Here is a 14,189-nt window from a genome sequence, read left to right on the forward strand (position 1 = left end):
CAGCCGCCCCAAACCCGGACGCCTCGGTCTTTCAGAAACACCACGGCGTCCTTGTTGGGGCGGCTGCGCCGCCCAGCGCGGGGCAAGCCCGCTCACTACAAATTTGGTTGCGGCAGGTTGTTTTAACTGACTGGCATTAGAGCTTGCCCCCTTCCACATTTTTGGGCGGCATCAAGGCAGGAAAATGATCTTGTCCGCACTGCCGCTGTTCACTTGCTCATAGCACTGAACGCCCTCGGCCAACGCCACTTCACGCAACCCTGTCGGGAGCGGCAGCGAGCCTTCATCAAAGAAGCGCCCAAACTGCTCCAGCATCACCGCGCACTGCTCACAGTTGTAGAGCAGCGAATTGATACCCACCACCGAGCCCCCCTTGCGGTACAACGTCAGGGCCGGCAGTTGCACGTGACCGTCGACCGGCGCGGCGATGATTGCGATGCGCCCGAATGGCGCCAACCCCGCGACCGCAGCCGGCAGCCAAAAACCGGTGGTATCGAAGATCACATCCGCCCCGCCCTCGAACACCGCATTGACCTGCTTGCCCAATGCTTCGGGTTGCGCCAGGGCAATCGCATCAACCCCTTGCGCCTGCAGTACCTCGACCTGATCGGCCTTGCGCACCGCCGCCAGCACCTGGGCACCGCGAATTTTCGCCAGGGCCAACGCCGCGCTGCCGACAGCACCGTTGGCGCCAATCACCAACACGCGCGTGCCTTTGCCGACACCACTGCGCTCCAGGGCATCCCAAGCGGTGGTGTACGGCACACCAAGGCTGGCGGCCTGGGCAAAACTCAGGTGCGTGGGTTTATGCGCGACGCCCTTGGCCGACACGGTGAGGTACTGTGCGTGAGACCCGTCGGCAAAAAAACCGAGGTCACGTCCGGTGCCCCAAACCGCCTGGCCGATCAGCGCTGGCGGGCCTTCCACCACGACACCGGCAAAGTCCCGTCCGGGAATACGCGGCAAGGTGGTGTAGGGAAAACGCCCGAGCACGTTTTTCACATCACTGGGGTTCAGGCCGGCCGCTTTGACCTGGACCAACACTTCACCCGCAGCCGGCACCGGTTGGGCGACCTCAACGAAACTCAGGGCCGCCAGGTCTCCCGTGGCGGAAAATTGCAATGCTTTCATGGCCAATATCCATCGAAGGGAAAGAGTAAATCAGGACAACCAGGCGCTCAGCCACTCACGCCCCATGGGCCAGAGCTTTTCACCGAGCAGCATGCCCATCAGGCCCACCAGGGCAATGGCGGGCGGTGCGGGAGAGCGAAAGTCCAAGGCACCGTAGATCAGGCCGACGAGCAGGCCGATGGCGAGGGAAGCAAAGTAGTTCATGACGTTCACGCCTGGCGAGTTGATGGGCTCAGTGTAGTGAGCCCATCCCGGAAGCATCGGCCAAGTGCTTCAGGATTTCGGCCAAGCCTCAGCCGACATAGTGCGACGGCGCCACGCCGAGTTCGCGTCGGAACATGTCGCTGAAACTGCTGGGTGAATAGCCCAGGGAGCGGGCGATGCCGCTGACCGATTGGCCCTGGATCAGCTCAGCCACCGCCGTGGCCAACTGCACTTGCCGACGCCACTCGGCGAAGCCCATGCCCAGATGCTGCTGGAACAACCGCGCCAGGGTGCGCACACTGGCACCTGCCGCCTCGGCGTGTTGCTCGAAGGGAATCTCCAGCGACGGCGCCGCCATCACCGCCTGGCAGGCGCTGATCAGCCGCCGATCCGCTTGCGGCGGCATGGCGATGCGGATCTGCGAGCGGCGTGCCCGTTGCAGCTCCAGCAGCGCCAGGCCGACCACCGCATCGTAATACGCAGAATCGCCGCTATCGCCTTGCTCGACCAGGCTGACGATCAACTCACGCAGCAGCCCACCGACTTCAATCACCTGCACCTGGCTGTCCAGTGTCGCGGCCAACGCCGGGCGCAGGTAGATATTGCGCATCTGCAGGTCCGAGACCACGCGAATCCCATGCTCCACACCCGGAGGCAGCCACACAGCGCGCTGCGGCGGCACAACCAAGGCTTCACGGGGCGTCTCGACCCACATCACGCCGCTCATGGCGTAGAGCAACTGCCCCCAGTCATGGCTGTGCGGCTCCACATACAAGCCTCGCGGGTACGTGCGTGCCAGGGGTTGCACGGGGACGGCATGATCAGTCAGGTCGGGGGGAGCGGCCAGGGCCATGGGGTGCACATTCAGTCAAGGGTGAGCGGCCATGGTAATGACCGCCACCCGATAATCCGAGAGGATTTTTAACCGAGCGTATTCAAGCATGCGCCGACTTGGCGCATTCACAGCCGGTCGACGAGGCGCACGGCTCGCCATGGGCATGGTGCTCGGCACAGCCTTCGCAGCAATAGCCCTTACCGTCCTTCATCACCGCATTTTTACCCAGTACGCATTTGCAATGTGGGCAGGCACAGGTGTTATCAGCCATGGTCAGACTCCTTTTACATGGTCGTCCCGGCGCAGCGGATGCCGCACCTTAAACAGTGACTGCCGGCAAGCAAGCAGGGTTCAGCGCCGTTAGTCGACCTGGCTTCTGTTGCTGCGATACATAAACACCAGGGCCAGGGCCAGCAGCACCATCGCCAGGATCCGGCTGCCCGACAGTTCGATGGCCGGGTTGCCCAGCCAGCCGAAATTGTCGATCAGCATGCCCATGCCCAACTGGCCGACGATGACCGCCACCGTCGCCACTGCCGTGCCGACCACGGGCACCGCGCCGACCATCACGATCATGTACACCACGCCGAACAAGGCGCCGGTCAGCTGCCATTTGGGCACATCCAGCAAACTGACGGCACGGGCCGGTTCGAAGAAGAAAACCAACAATGCCGTGACCAGTGCGCCGACCGCGAAGGTCAGCAAGCTGCTGCGCAATACGCCCACCGACTGCCCCAGGCGACCGTTGATCGCCGCCTGCACACTCAGCACCGCACCGGCGGCGATCACCAGTACCAATAATAAAATCAGGTTCATCGCCTTACCCTCGTGCAATCAAGATCAATGCCGCCACAATCAACGCCAGCGCAATCCAGCGCTCGACATTGACCCGTTTGCGTGCAGTGCCGAACCAACCGAAATGATCGATCAACACGCTCTTGCCGACCTGGCCCGACAAGATCGCGATCATGGTCATCGCCACCCCGATGTGCGGCGTGGCAAGCGTCAGCACCACCACATAGATTGGCGCCAGGAACCCGCCGATCAATTGCCAGCGCGGCAGCCCGGCCAGCGCCGAGCCTTTTTGCGGGCCGCTGAACAACAGCAGCAAAAACAGGATCGCCGAGCCGACGCCAAAAATACTCAAGGTCGCCCATAAATGGCCGACTTGAGCCCCCAGCGGCCCCAACAGACCGGCCTCCACCGACAAGCCCATGCCCGCCATGATCACCAACGGCAACAACAGCAGCCGCAATAGGTTTTTTTTCGGCCGGGCCTGCGCCATGGCCGCAGTAGAACTGGCTTGCATACATCACCTGCGCTTCAGAAAAGGAAACATGGCGCGCATTATCCGGTGGCCGTCCTGTGCGATAAATGGGAGCATGCTGACAACACCTTTGCGCAATACGCACAGCCAGGGATTACCATGCAGGGTTTGAATGAACTGAGTTTCAAGGCGTTGCGCCTGTTTGTCGCGGTGCTCGACTACGGCAGTTTTTCCGCAGTGGCGCGCCGCGAAAGCCTGGCGCCCTCCTCCATTTCCCGGCAGATCCAGTTGATGGAACAGGCCCTCGGCCAACAACTGCTCTACCGCCACACCCGTGCGGTCAGCCCCACCGAGGCTGGGCGCCTGCTCGGCCAGCATGCACGCGTGATGCTGGAACAACTGGAAGCCGCCGGCCAAGCCCTGCAGGAACATGAACGAGAGCCCAGCGGCCTGGTGCGCATCAATGCGCCGATGGTGTTCGGCCAGCGTCACCTGTCCCCATGGCTCGGCGAGCTGTGCAGGCGCTACCCGAAGTTGCAACTGGAAATCCAGCAAACCGACACCTACGTCGATCCGTTGCAAGACGGCACCGACTTGCTGTTTCGCATCGGTGTGCTCAACGACTCCAGCATGCAGGCACGCATCTTCGCGCCCCAACGCTTTCGTATCGCCGCCAGCCCCGCTTACCTGGCCCGCCATGGCACGCCGAGCCACCCTGATGAACTGGTCAAGCATCAATGCCTGGCCTACAAGGGCGTCACCGGCCAGCAACGCTGGTTCTTTCGACGCGCCCCAGGCGACTGGACACCCTATAGCGTCAAAGGCCCCATCACCGGCAACCATGCCGACACACTCACCCACGCGGCCGAACAGGGTTTGGGGTTGGTGGTGTTCCCGTCCTGGCTGATTGGCGAGAGCTTGCGCGCCGGCACCTTGCAGGCGGTGCTCACCGACTACGAAGTGGCGACGACCCTGGAGCCGCAACAGATAGCCGCGCTATGGCCCGGCGGCCGACGGCTGTCGCTGAAGGTGCGCACGGTGATTGATTATTTTGTGGAGTGTTTTGGACGGGTGCCGTATTGGGATCGGTGATTCAGAACAACCACTGCCCAATCAACCACGCATTCGCCCCACTGATCAGCGCAAACAGGAACCACGCCAGTAACCGCGTGGGCAGCCGATTGACGAATGGCCCCATCAATTGCTTGTCATCGGTCATGCGGATCAGCGGGTAAAGCGCGAACGGCAACTGCAGGCTGAGCACCACCTGGCTAAGGATCAACAGCTTGCCGATAGCCTCGTCCCCCATCAGCCACACCCCGAGAAACGCCGGGATCAGCGCCAGCCCACGAGTGATCAACCGTCGCTGCCAGCACGGAATGCGCAGGTTGAGGTAACCCTCCATGATCACCTGCCCGGCGATGGTGCCGGTGAAGGTGGAGCTTTGCCCGGAGGCCAGCAGGGCGATACCGAACAGGATACTGGCGAAAGCACCACCCACGAGTGGGTCCAGCAGGTGGTAGGCGTCCTGGATCTCGACCACATCGGTATGGCCGGTCTTGTAGAACGCAGCCGCCGCCAGCACCAGGATCGCGGCGTTCACCAGCAATGCCAGGGCCAGGGAGCCAATGGTGTCGATACGGGCCAGCTTGACCGCATCCTGTTTGCTGGCGAGGTCCTTGCCGATCAACCGGGTTTGTACGACGGAGGTGTGCAGGTAGAGGTTATGGGGCATCACCGTAGCGCCCAGGATGCCGATGGCCAGGTACAGCGGCGCCGCGTCGCTGATGGCTGACAGCGACGGAGTGAAGCCGCTGAGCACGTCCGGCCAGTAAGGCTTGATCAGCACCAGCTCGATAAAGAAACACACGCCGATGGTCGCCACCAGCGCCAGCATGATTGCCTCCAGGCGGCGGAACCCTCGGTTTTGCAGGGCCAGGACCAATAACGTGTCGAAGGCGGTGATGACGATGCCCGTGGTCAGCGACACGCCAAGCAGCAGGTGAAACGCCAGGGCGCAGCCGAGCACTTCGGCGAGGTCGGTGGCGATGATGGAGATTTCCGCCAACACCCACTGGGTGCGTGCAGAGCGCCGGCTGTAGCGCTCGCGGCACAACTGGGCGAGGTCTTTGCCGGTGGCGATGCCCAACCGCGAGCACAGGCATTGCACCGCCATGCCGGCCAGGCTCGCCAGCAGGACCACAAACAACAGGCTGTAGCCATAGCGCGAACCGGCCTCGATGGCCGTTGCCCAGTTGCCCGGGTCCATGTAGCCGATGGAGATCAACAGGCCGGGGCCGGCGAACATCAACATCCGCTTGAAGAACGAAGCCTTGGGGTCGACGGCAACGGAGCCTGCCACTTCCGGCGGGCAGAACGGGGCGGTAGCGATTTTCGGCAGGCTGAATTTCACGCGGCATTCCAGGCAGACAACACAAGACAGGCGTGCAGCTTAGCAGTCGGACGCAACTGTGCGCATCACCGTTTCCCGGGGCAGGTCAAACGCTTCGACCACTTGTACCGCCAGGTCCATTTCCTGGTTGAGAGCCTCACGCTCCATGCGCTGGCGAATCATGCCGACCACCAGCACCGCCAAGGTGGTGATCGAGTAAGCCGGGCCGGAAAATGCACGCACACCGCTGACCAGCAACATCGCCGCCGCCAGCACCTGGCCCACCACCGGAATCGCGGTGGCCGCGCCCCGGCGCAGGATAAACCCGGTGAGCCCCGCCAATGCGGTACCGCTCAACGCGGTGGTCGCCGAACGGCCCAGGTCGAAGCGGGTGAACAACCCCTGCTCTCTTTGGGCGGCAGCCTTGAGTTCAGCGTCGAAAGCCTGCCGGTCGGCGCCGCTCAGTTTGTCTTTGTACTGCTCGATCAGTGTTTGCGCGACCTGCGCCTCGATCTCCGCCAGTGCCACGGACTCAACCGGCTCATCGAACTTGATCCCCAGCCGTTGAGCCACATCCTCGGCAATCTGGCGATAACTCACGCCATGGCCGCGGGCCAGGTTCATGAAGCTGTCACCGCCCATGCGCTGCAACTCGATGGCCAGTTTCAGCGGTTCACGCACACTGGCATCGATTGAGGCGCTGCGCTTTTGCGCCATCAGCTCAGCGAGAAACTTCAGCTCTTCCGGGCGCGCCTGCACCAATGCCGGGAACAGCGCCACGTCCTCCTCGGCGAACCGCACCTCAGCGTTACGCTGGTCGGCGCGGATCAGGCCGCGCCGCTCTTGCAACAGGTCGGTGTATTGCACCACCGTCTGCAATTGCGGCCAGTAGGCGGCGTGATCGAAAGTCGGCAGATGCACATTGGTGACCTTGGCCTTCAACGCCGGTGTGACCTCAATGGCATAGCGACCAATGCAGCGCTCGGTATCCGGTTTTATCGCCAGTGCCCAGTCCTTGCTCGAGTGGCAGTTGATCACCCGCCCCTTGAATGGCACCGACACCTCTTCCCACGGGCTGGACGTACAGATCGCCCCGCCCATCAGCAGCAGATTATTCAACGGCAACTCGCGGGCAACCTGCGGGCTGGCCAACACACTCTTGACCAGGATGCGCGCGCCGAGGGAATGACCGATCAGGTTGATACGCCGCACCGGCAGCGCTTCAGCGCGCAGGTAGCCGGCCAGCTCGGGCAATAAGGTCTTGGCCACTTCATCGACACGCGCCTCGACACTTTTGTAATGGTCGAGGAAATAGGCAATCGCCTTGCCCACTCCCACCGTTGCAGCGCCCACGCCGCCACCGCCGAGCATCGAGGCGAGCACGTCCTTGAACGGTGCGAACAGGTTTTCCAGGAAATGCCCCGCCGGCCAGAACAGCATCAGGTTGGTCGAGCCTTCGATACTCGCCAGTTGTTGCTTGAAACTGCCCAGTTGCTGGCGATTGAAGAACGCTGAATAACCGTGAACGTAGAGATTGAGCACCTCCCCCTGGGGCTCGCCGCACAGCAAAAAGGTGGGCTTGCGGGTACGGTGCATTTCATTCCACTGGTGTTGCATGGGCCGGTGACTCCTGGTGACGATGGGCGGCGATAGTAACAAAGCATGGCGCTGACAAAGGTGAATCCTGACCGGCGTGATTCAGAACAACGCCGCTGCCTTGGATTTAGCCAGGTAACGTGCCGGGCTCTCCCCTAAGTTGCGGCGGAACACCGAAGTGAAGGCGCTGGAGCTGCTGAAACCCAATGCGAACGCCACCTCGGTAATCGACGCACCCTGGCTGAGCCGAGCCGTAGCCTCCAGCAGGCACACCTGCTGGCGCCACGCCACAAACGTCATGCCGGTGCTTTCGTGGAAGTTGCGGGTGAAGGTGCGTCGGCTCATGTTCGACCAATCGGCCATTTCGTCGAGGCCGACTTTCTGCGTCGGTGCGTCCACAAAACGCTGGCAGGCTCGCGCCAGGCGCGGCTCCACAGGCAACGGGGCGCTGAGGGAAAGCTCCGGCATGGCGCCGATCTCATCGATCAGCAGCGTCAGTAAACAGCGTTGTCGCACGCCAAGCGACGCGCGCGGCTCAATCGCTAACGCCGCTTCCAGCAAATGCCTGAGCAGGGGCGACACTTCGAACACCTGGCAACGTTCCTGCAAACCGGCTTGCCCGGCAGCGTCATCGTCGAGGTAGGTGTTAAGCATCACCACATCACCGCGCATGTGCATTTCGTGGGCCACACCGCCCGGCACCCAGATCGCCCGCTGCGGTGGCACCACCCAACTACCGAGTTCAGTAAACATCTTCAAGGCACCGCTGGAGGCATAGGCGAACTGGCCGCGCGAGTGCGTATGCCGCTCGAATACGGTGCCGGACGGATACTCGCGCAGGGTGACCACTGCTTCGGGGTCGTTGTTATCAAAGGTCGGAATCATGGCCCGATATTGTCAAAATATGGCCTGACATAGCAAGCGGGCCATTGCATGACGCTCTAGGATTTCCCCCTTTGAACCCGCCCAGGAATACCCATGCCCAAGAAACATCTCGCTCTTGCCCTACTCGTCACCTTCGTCTGGGGGCTGAACTTTCCGATCACAAAACTGGGTCTGCGTACCATCGACCCCTTTGTACTGACCGGTATCCGTTTTGCCCTCGCCGCCTTGCCAATGGTGTTTTTCATCCACCGCCCCGCCGTCAAATTCCGCTATGTGGCCGCCTATGGCGTCATCTTCGGGCTGGGCATGTGGGGCATGATCAACTATGGCATCCAGGTGGGCGTGAGCACCGGGATTGCCTCGCTGCTCATCCAGCTCAGTGTGTTTTTCACACTGGGTTGGGGCTACCTGCTGTTCAAGGAAAACATTCGCCGAGTGCAGTGGATCGGCGCGTTGCTCGCATTGATCGGGCTGGCAGGGATCATCGCCACCCAGCAAGGCGAGCATGCCGTGGTGGGCGTGTTATTGATCGTGTTCAGTGCACTGGCCTGGAGCCTCGGCAATGTCATCATCAAGCTATCGGGAGTGAAGGAAATCTTTTCGTTCATGGTGTGGGCCAGCCTGTTTCCACCGATTCCACTGTTCCTCATGGGCGGGTGGTTGCACGGCAACGCGGCGTTCGCAAGCTTAGCCACTGGCCTGGACTCGACCGCTGTAGCATCGATTTTGTTTCAGGTCTACCTGGCCACGCACTTTGCCTACTGGGGCTGGAATTCCCTGCTCAAAACGTACCCCGTGTCCACCGTAGCACCGCTGTCGTTATTGATCCCGGTATTCGGGATTACCAGCTCGATGTTGATCCTGGGCGAACGCATTGCCATACCCGATCTGATCTTCATCGCGGTCATCATCATCGGCCTGGCAGTCGGGCTGTACCGCAAACCGATTGTGCGGATAGGTGGCGAAACGACAGTGTGCCCACAGAAAAGCCATTGAATTAAATGGTATTAATAGTTTCGCAAATCCCGTGCAAGAATAAGATTACAGCCAACACCCACTGATATTTCGCTGCAAAAGTACAAGTTTCCCAATGTAAAAAAACGCTCTAATGCGCCCCGTAGATTCATGCTTACTGATCCTGGAGTTCTCCATGCCCCATGAAGGCAACCTGTTACAAGCAGCCGTGGTGTTCCTTCTCGCCGCCGTGCTGACCGTGCCTTTGGCCAAGCGTCTGCAACTGGGCGCGGTGCTGGGCTATCTGTTCGCTGGCGTGGTCATCGGCCCCGCGGTGCTGGGCCTGGTGGGTAACCCGCAAAGCGTGGCGCAGTTTTCGGAACTGGGCGTGGTGTTGCTGTTGTTCATCATCGGCCTGGAGCTGTCGCCCAAGCGGTTATGGGTGATGCGCAAGGCGGTGTTCGGCGTCGGCCTGGCCCAAGTGTTGCTCACCGGCCTGGTCATGGGTGTGGTGGCTCTGTGGCTATTTGGCCAGGCGTGGAACAGCGCGATCGTACTCGGCCTGGGCCTGGCGCTGTCCTCCACCGCCTTTGGCCTGCAGAGCCTGGCCGAGCGCAAGGAACTCAACCAACCCCACGGGCGCCTGGCCTTTGCGATTCTGCTGTTCCAGGATATTGCCGCGATCCCGCTGATCGCCCTGGTGCCACTGCTGGCCGGTAGCGACCACCCCACCACTGAAGCCCAAGGCTGGCAGCACGTGCTGCAAATACTAGGCAGCATCGCCGTGGTGATCATCGGCGGGCGTTACCTGCTGCGTCCGGTGTTTCGCATCGTGGCCAAGACCGGCCTGCGTGAAGTGTCCACCGCCACCGCGTTACTGGTGGTCATTGGCACCGCCTGGCTGATGGAGCTGGTCGGGGTGTCCATGGCCCTCGGCGCCTTCCTCGCCGGCCTGCTGCTGGCGGATTCGGAATACCGCCACGAACTGGAATCCCAGATCGAGCCGTTCAAGGGCCTGCTGCTGGGCCTGTTTTTCATCAGCGTGGGCATGGGCGCCAACCTCAGCCTGTTGCTCAGTTCGCCGTTGGTGGTCATCGGCCTGACCCTGCTGTTGATCGGCCTCAAACTGCCGCTGCTATACGCGGTCGGGCGCCTGGTGGGCGACCTCAACCGCGAAAGCGCGCTGCGCCTGGGCGTGGTGCTGGCGGCGGGCGGTGAGTTTGCCTTCGTGGTGTTCAAGATCGGCCGTGATCAGGGCCTGTTCGAACCGCACCTGTACGATGTGCTGGTGCTGACCATCACCCTGTCCATGGCCGTGACGCCGCTGTTGCTGCTGGTCTGCCCCAAGCTGTTCAAGCCCAAGGTCAAACCGGTGGAAGTGCCGGAGGAATACCGCACCATCGAGAGTGATGCGCCACGGGTGGTGATTGCCGGCATGGGCCGCATGGGCCAGATCGTCGCGCGTATCCTGCGGGCGCAGAATATTTCGTTCATTGCCCTGGACACGTCGGTGGAAACCATCGAACTGACCCGCAGTTTCGGCGGCATGCCGGTGTTCTATGGCGACCCGCAGCGCCCGGAGATCCTGCACGCGGCCAAGGTCGACCAGGCCGAGTTCTTCGTGATCGCCATGGACGACCCCGAGATCAACATCAAGACCGCCGAACTGGTGCGCAACCTCTACCCGCACATGAAGATCATCGCCCGAGCGCGTAACCGCCAGCACGTGCACCGTCTGGTAGACCTGGACGCCTCGCCCGTGCGCGAAACCTTCTATTCCAGCCTGGAGATGAGCCGCCGCACCCTGGTTGGCCTCGGTTTGAGCCAGGCCCAGGCCGACGCCCGCATCACGCGCTTCAAAAACCACGACCTGCAAGTCCTCGCCGCGCAACATGCGGTATACGACGACGCGGCCAAGGTGATGCAGACCGCCCAGGAAGCCCGCGCAGAACTGGCGCGGCTGTTTGAGATGGACCGGCTTCAGGAAGAGTCCGATAAGGTGTAGGGCTGCCGATGAACGATCTTGCGAATTTTCTGACAGAATACGCCGCAATTTCGTTCATCACTGGAGCGCTTCATGGCCACTTTCATCAAGACCGCCGCCCTGCTGGCCCTCGCGCTTACCGCCGGCAGCGTATTCGCTGCCAGCAAACCGACCACGCAAACGATCTCGACCCTGGGCGGCAAATTCACCTTCAGCCTGCCCAAGGCCTACATCGCCGATACGCTGCCATCCGGCAAGGCAGAGGATGGCACCGCCGACACCCAGGGCACGCTGTACGCCAACGCGACCACAAAAAGTGTGGTGATCGTCGCTGAAACCGTGCGCAACGATGGAGCTACGATCAAGGATAACGACGCGCAATTCCTCGACGGCGCGGTGGCCGACTTCGTCAAGGACCAGAGCGCCGCCCTGCCCGACTTCAAGAAGCAAAACGAGAAAAAACTGACCTTCAAAGGCTTGGGCCTGCGCCAAGTGGACAGCACTGCGACCCAAGGCGGCGGCAAGACCTTGAACTCGACCTTTTTGGGCGGTTCAGGCAACCATCTGCTGGTGATCCAGGCGATCTCCCGGGCGGACGATGTGAAGGGGCATGAACAGTTGGTGAAGCAAATCACCGGCGGCAAATAACCCGATCGGCCAAACACTACAAAACCCATGTGGGAGCGGGCTTGCTCGCGAATGCGGGGTGTCAGGCCCTTCATCTGCCCCTGATACACCGCATTCGCGAGCAAGCCCGCTCCCACATTTTTGACCGCATTTTTATCGCAGGCTCTGTTCCAGCCAGGCTTTGAGGTCCTGTACCTCGGCTTCACTCACGGTATGCGGCATGCCCATATACCCGTGGAACTCGGGCTTCAAGCCCAACCCCAGCAATACATCATTGGCCCGCGTGGCCGCGGTGTATGGCAGCGCCTGATCCAACGTGCCATGGCCGATGAAAATGGCCAGCTTGTCCAATGCCGCATCGGGTTTCAGTTCAGCCTTGAGCACCGGTAATACGCTGCCACTCAAGGCCGCGATCCCCCGCACCAACGCAGGCTTTCGCAAGCCCACTTCGTAGGACATGATCGCGCCCTGGCTGAACCCCACCAGGAACACCCGATCGCTTTGCGTGTGATATTTGGCAGTGGCCTGGGTCACGAAGTCTTCGATCAGCCTGGCGCTGCGTTGCAAGTCAGCCGTCTCGCCATCGTAATCACCGTCGCCGGGTTTCCTGGCAAACCAGCGATAGCCACTGGGGTCGACCGGCATTGGCGCGCGCACCGACAAGTAGGTCCAGGTCGATGGCAGCGCGTCCTTGATGCCGAACAGATCTTCCTCGTTACTGCCGAACCCATGCAGGAAAATCACCAACGGCTGGTTGCGCGCCTCACCCTGAGTCTGCTCCAGGTACGACAGCGGCAAATCGGTGTGCAAGGTGGCGTCGGCCTGGGCAGTGCCGGCCAGCAAAGCCAAGGTCAGGGCGAAGAGTTTGAACATGGTTAACCTCAAGGTTTGCGCAGCAAATAGGTATCCATGATCCAGCCATTGGCCAGGCGCGCAGCCTTGCGCACCCGTTCGATCTCTGGCGCCACCTCGGCGACTTTACCGCTGACCAGGATCTCGTCCGGCGTGCCCAGGTAAGCGCCCCAGTAAATATCCAGGTCCTGATCGGCCACGGTACGGTAGGAATCCTCGGCATCGAGCATGACCACCAGGGTGTCGGCATCACTGGCCTGCCCCGCCGCCAAACGCCGGCCGGTGGTGATCTCGATGGAGCGGCCGATACGGTTCAGTGGCACTTTGTGCTGGGCCGCCAGGGCCTGCACGCTGGTAATGCCGGGGATCACTTCGAATTCAAACGCACAGCGGCCACTGGCAAGGATCGCCTGCAGGATACGAATGGTGCTGTCGTACAAAGCCGGGTCGCCCCACGCCAGGAACGCACCCACTTCGCCGTCAGCCATTTGCTCAGTGATCATCCGCTCGAAGGTCGCTTGCTTATCGCGGTTAAGGTCCTGCACGGCGGTGGTGTAATCGATATCGCCACGCACACGCTCGGGGCAGTCGGCCTCGACAAAACGGTAGCCCGGGTCGGTGATGTAGGTCTCGCAGATTTCACGCCGCAGGTCGATCAGCTTGTCTTTGCTTTGGCCCTTGTCCATCAGGAAAAACACATCGGTACGGTTGAGCGCCTTCACGGCCTGCATCGTGATGTAGTCGGGGTTGCCGGCGCCAATGCCGATGATCAGGATGGTTTTCATGGGGTGCTCTCAGTGCGGGATGTGGATTTTGCCATGTTGTCGGCCTGCTGGGTCAAATCACTCCAGGCGCAGGCGCCATCGCCCATTGAACCTGAGTTCAGTCGACGACAACGGCTCGACATCAATCGCCCCGAACGCAGCCGGCGCGCACTGCATCACCTGCAGCAACGCGGCGCGAATCACGAACGGATGGGTTACCGCCAGTACATGGCCGGGGGTCTGTTCGAGGTCATGCAGCCATTGGCCGACGCGTTCGCAGAGTTGCGTCACGGATTCGCCACCGTGTGGCGCGGCAGTGCTGTCAGCCAGCCAGTCCTGCAAGGCTTGGGGCTCGGACTGCTGGATGGCCTCCAGGGGCTGGCCTTGCCATCGACCAAAATCATACTCACGCAGGCACGGGTCGACTTGCGGCTGCTCGGCAAACATTCGCGCCGTCTGCCGTGTACGCAACTCAGGGCCACAGACTACGCGGGGTGCCCGCTTGAAGCGACCCGCCAGGGAGAGTGCCGCCTGTTGCCAATCCATATCCACGGGCTCATCCCGTGCAAAACGCCCGCGTTTCAGGGCCTGGGTGCTGGCATGGCAGATAAGTGTCAAGCGGGTGGTTCGCATCACAGCTCACTTCGGTTCGGTACGCGGTCATCGTCGACCGGCGAGGTCCTCCCGATGTTACAACG

Annotated in this window: 16 protein-coding genes; 4 read left to right on the forward strand and 12 right to left on the reverse strand. The window is 61.6% G+C overall.

The window, feature by feature from the left end:
- Positions 1-171: 171 nt before the first annotated feature.
- From DK870_RS25765 to DK870_RS25790, 6 genes are all read right to left on the reverse strand, one after another.
- Entirely contained in the window at positions 172-1,131 is a 960-nt protein-coding gene (locus DK870_RS25765) for a zinc-binding alcohol dehydrogenase family protein (protein ID WP_161550078.1), read from the reverse strand.
- A 30-nt stretch (positions 1,132-1,161) separates the two neighbouring features.
- Entirely contained in the window at positions 1,162-1,335 is a 174-nt protein-coding gene (locus DK870_RS25770; protein ID WP_081087031.1) for a DUF1427 family protein, read from the reverse strand.
- A gap of 88 nt (positions 1,336-1,423) precedes the next feature.
- On the reverse strand, positions 1,424-2,188 hold the full coding sequence (locus DK870_RS25775) for a helix-turn-helix transcriptional regulator (RefSeq protein ID WP_060755359.1): 765 nt from the start codon (positions 2,186-2,188) through the stop codon (positions 1,424-1,426).
- 82 nt (positions 2,189-2,270) lie between these two features.
- Entirely contained in the window at positions 2,271-2,441 is a 171-nt protein-coding gene (locus DK870_RS25780; protein ID WP_060755360.1) for a metallothionein, read from the reverse strand.
- An 89-nt stretch (positions 2,442-2,530) separates the two neighbouring features.
- On the reverse strand, positions 2,531-2,986 hold the full coding sequence (locus DK870_RS25785) for a DMT family transporter (protein WP_161550079.1): 456 nt from the start codon (positions 2,984-2,986) through the stop codon (positions 2,531-2,533).
- Between the two features lie 4 nt (positions 2,987-2,990).
- Positions 2,991-3,479 (reverse strand): DMT family transporter, encoded by a 489-nt coding sequence (locus tag DK870_RS25790; RefSeq protein WP_161550080.1) that lies wholly within the window; start codon positions 3,477-3,479, stop codon positions 2,991-2,993.
- A 117-nt stretch (positions 3,480-3,596) separates the two neighbouring features.
- On the opposite strand from DK870_RS25790, the gene DK870_RS25795 reads away from it, so the two are divergent.
- Complete coding sequence (locus DK870_RS25795; RefSeq protein ID WP_060755462.1) at positions 3,597-4,529, forward strand: LysR family transcriptional regulator; 933 nt, start codon at positions 3,597-3,599, stop codon at positions 4,527-4,529.
- Between the two features lies 1 nt (position 4,530).
- On the opposite strand, the gene DK870_RS25800 is transcribed toward DK870_RS25795, so the two are convergent.
- The 3 genes from DK870_RS25800 to DK870_RS25810 form a co-directional block, all read right to left on the reverse strand.
- Positions 4,531-5,850 (reverse strand): Nramp family divalent metal transporter, encoded by a 1,320-nt coding sequence (locus DK870_RS25800; RefSeq protein WP_090371763.1) that lies wholly within the window; start codon positions 5,848-5,850, stop codon positions 4,531-4,533.
- A 39-nt stretch (positions 5,851-5,889) separates the two neighbouring features.
- On the reverse strand, positions 5,890-7,446 hold the full coding sequence (locus tag DK870_RS25805; RefSeq protein ID WP_161550081.1) for a DUF726 domain-containing protein: 1,557 nt from the start codon (positions 7,444-7,446) through the stop codon (positions 5,890-5,892).
- 81 nt (positions 7,447-7,527) lie between these two features.
- Positions 7,528-8,310, reverse strand: a complete 783-nt coding sequence (locus DK870_RS25810; protein WP_161550082.1) for a helix-turn-helix domain-containing protein — start codon at positions 8,308-8,310, stop codon at positions 7,528-7,530.
- A 93-nt stretch (positions 8,311-8,403) separates the two neighbouring features.
- Between DK870_RS25810 and DK870_RS25815 the strand changes: the two genes are divergently transcribed.
- From DK870_RS25815 to DK870_RS25825, 3 genes are all read left to right on the forward strand, one after another.
- The gene (locus DK870_RS25815) at positions 8,404-9,306 is read left to right on the forward strand and encodes an EamA family transporter (RefSeq protein WP_104993367.1); all 903 of its coding nucleotides are present in this window, start codon (positions 8,404-8,406) and stop codon (positions 9,304-9,306) included.
- A 154-nt stretch (positions 9,307-9,460) separates the two neighbouring features.
- Positions 9,461-11,269, forward strand: a complete 1,809-nt coding sequence (locus DK870_RS25820; RefSeq protein ID WP_161550083.1) for a monovalent cation:proton antiporter-2 (CPA2) family protein — start codon at positions 9,461-9,463, stop codon at positions 11,267-11,269.
- Positions 11,270-11,341: 72 nt separating this feature from the next.
- Complete coding sequence (locus DK870_RS25825; protein ID WP_161550084.1) at positions 11,342-11,896, forward strand: hypothetical protein; 555 nt, start codon at positions 11,342-11,344, stop codon at positions 11,894-11,896.
- 132 nt (positions 11,897-12,028) lie between these two features.
- Here the strand turns inward: DK870_RS25825 and DK870_RS25830 are convergent, their stop codons facing one another.
- The 3 genes from DK870_RS25830 to DK870_RS25840 are packed head-to-tail and all read right to left on the reverse strand — an operon-like array spanning position 12,029 to position 14,124.
- Complete coding sequence (locus DK870_RS25830) at positions 12,029-12,748, reverse strand: alpha/beta hydrolase (protein WP_161550085.1); 720 nt, start codon at positions 12,746-12,748, stop codon at positions 12,029-12,031.
- Between the two features lie 8 nt (positions 12,749-12,756).
- Positions 12,757-13,512 (reverse strand): precorrin-6A synthase (deacetylating), encoded by a 756-nt coding sequence (gene cobF, locus DK870_RS25835; RefSeq protein WP_161550086.1) that lies wholly within the window; start codon positions 13,510-13,512, stop codon positions 12,757-12,759.
- A gap of 57 nt (positions 13,513-13,569) precedes the next feature.
- Positions 13,570-14,124 (reverse strand): histidine phosphatase family protein, encoded by a 555-nt coding sequence (locus DK870_RS25840; protein ID WP_161550087.1) that lies wholly within the window; start codon positions 14,122-14,124, stop codon positions 13,570-13,572.
- Positions 14,125-14,189: the final 65 nt, after the last annotated feature.

The sequence above is a fragment of the Pseudomonas sp. Q1 genome, assembly GCF_009935975.1.
Lineage (GTDB): Bacteria > Pseudomonadota > Gammaproteobacteria > Pseudomonadales > Pseudomonadaceae > Aquipseudomonas > Aquipseudomonas palleroniana.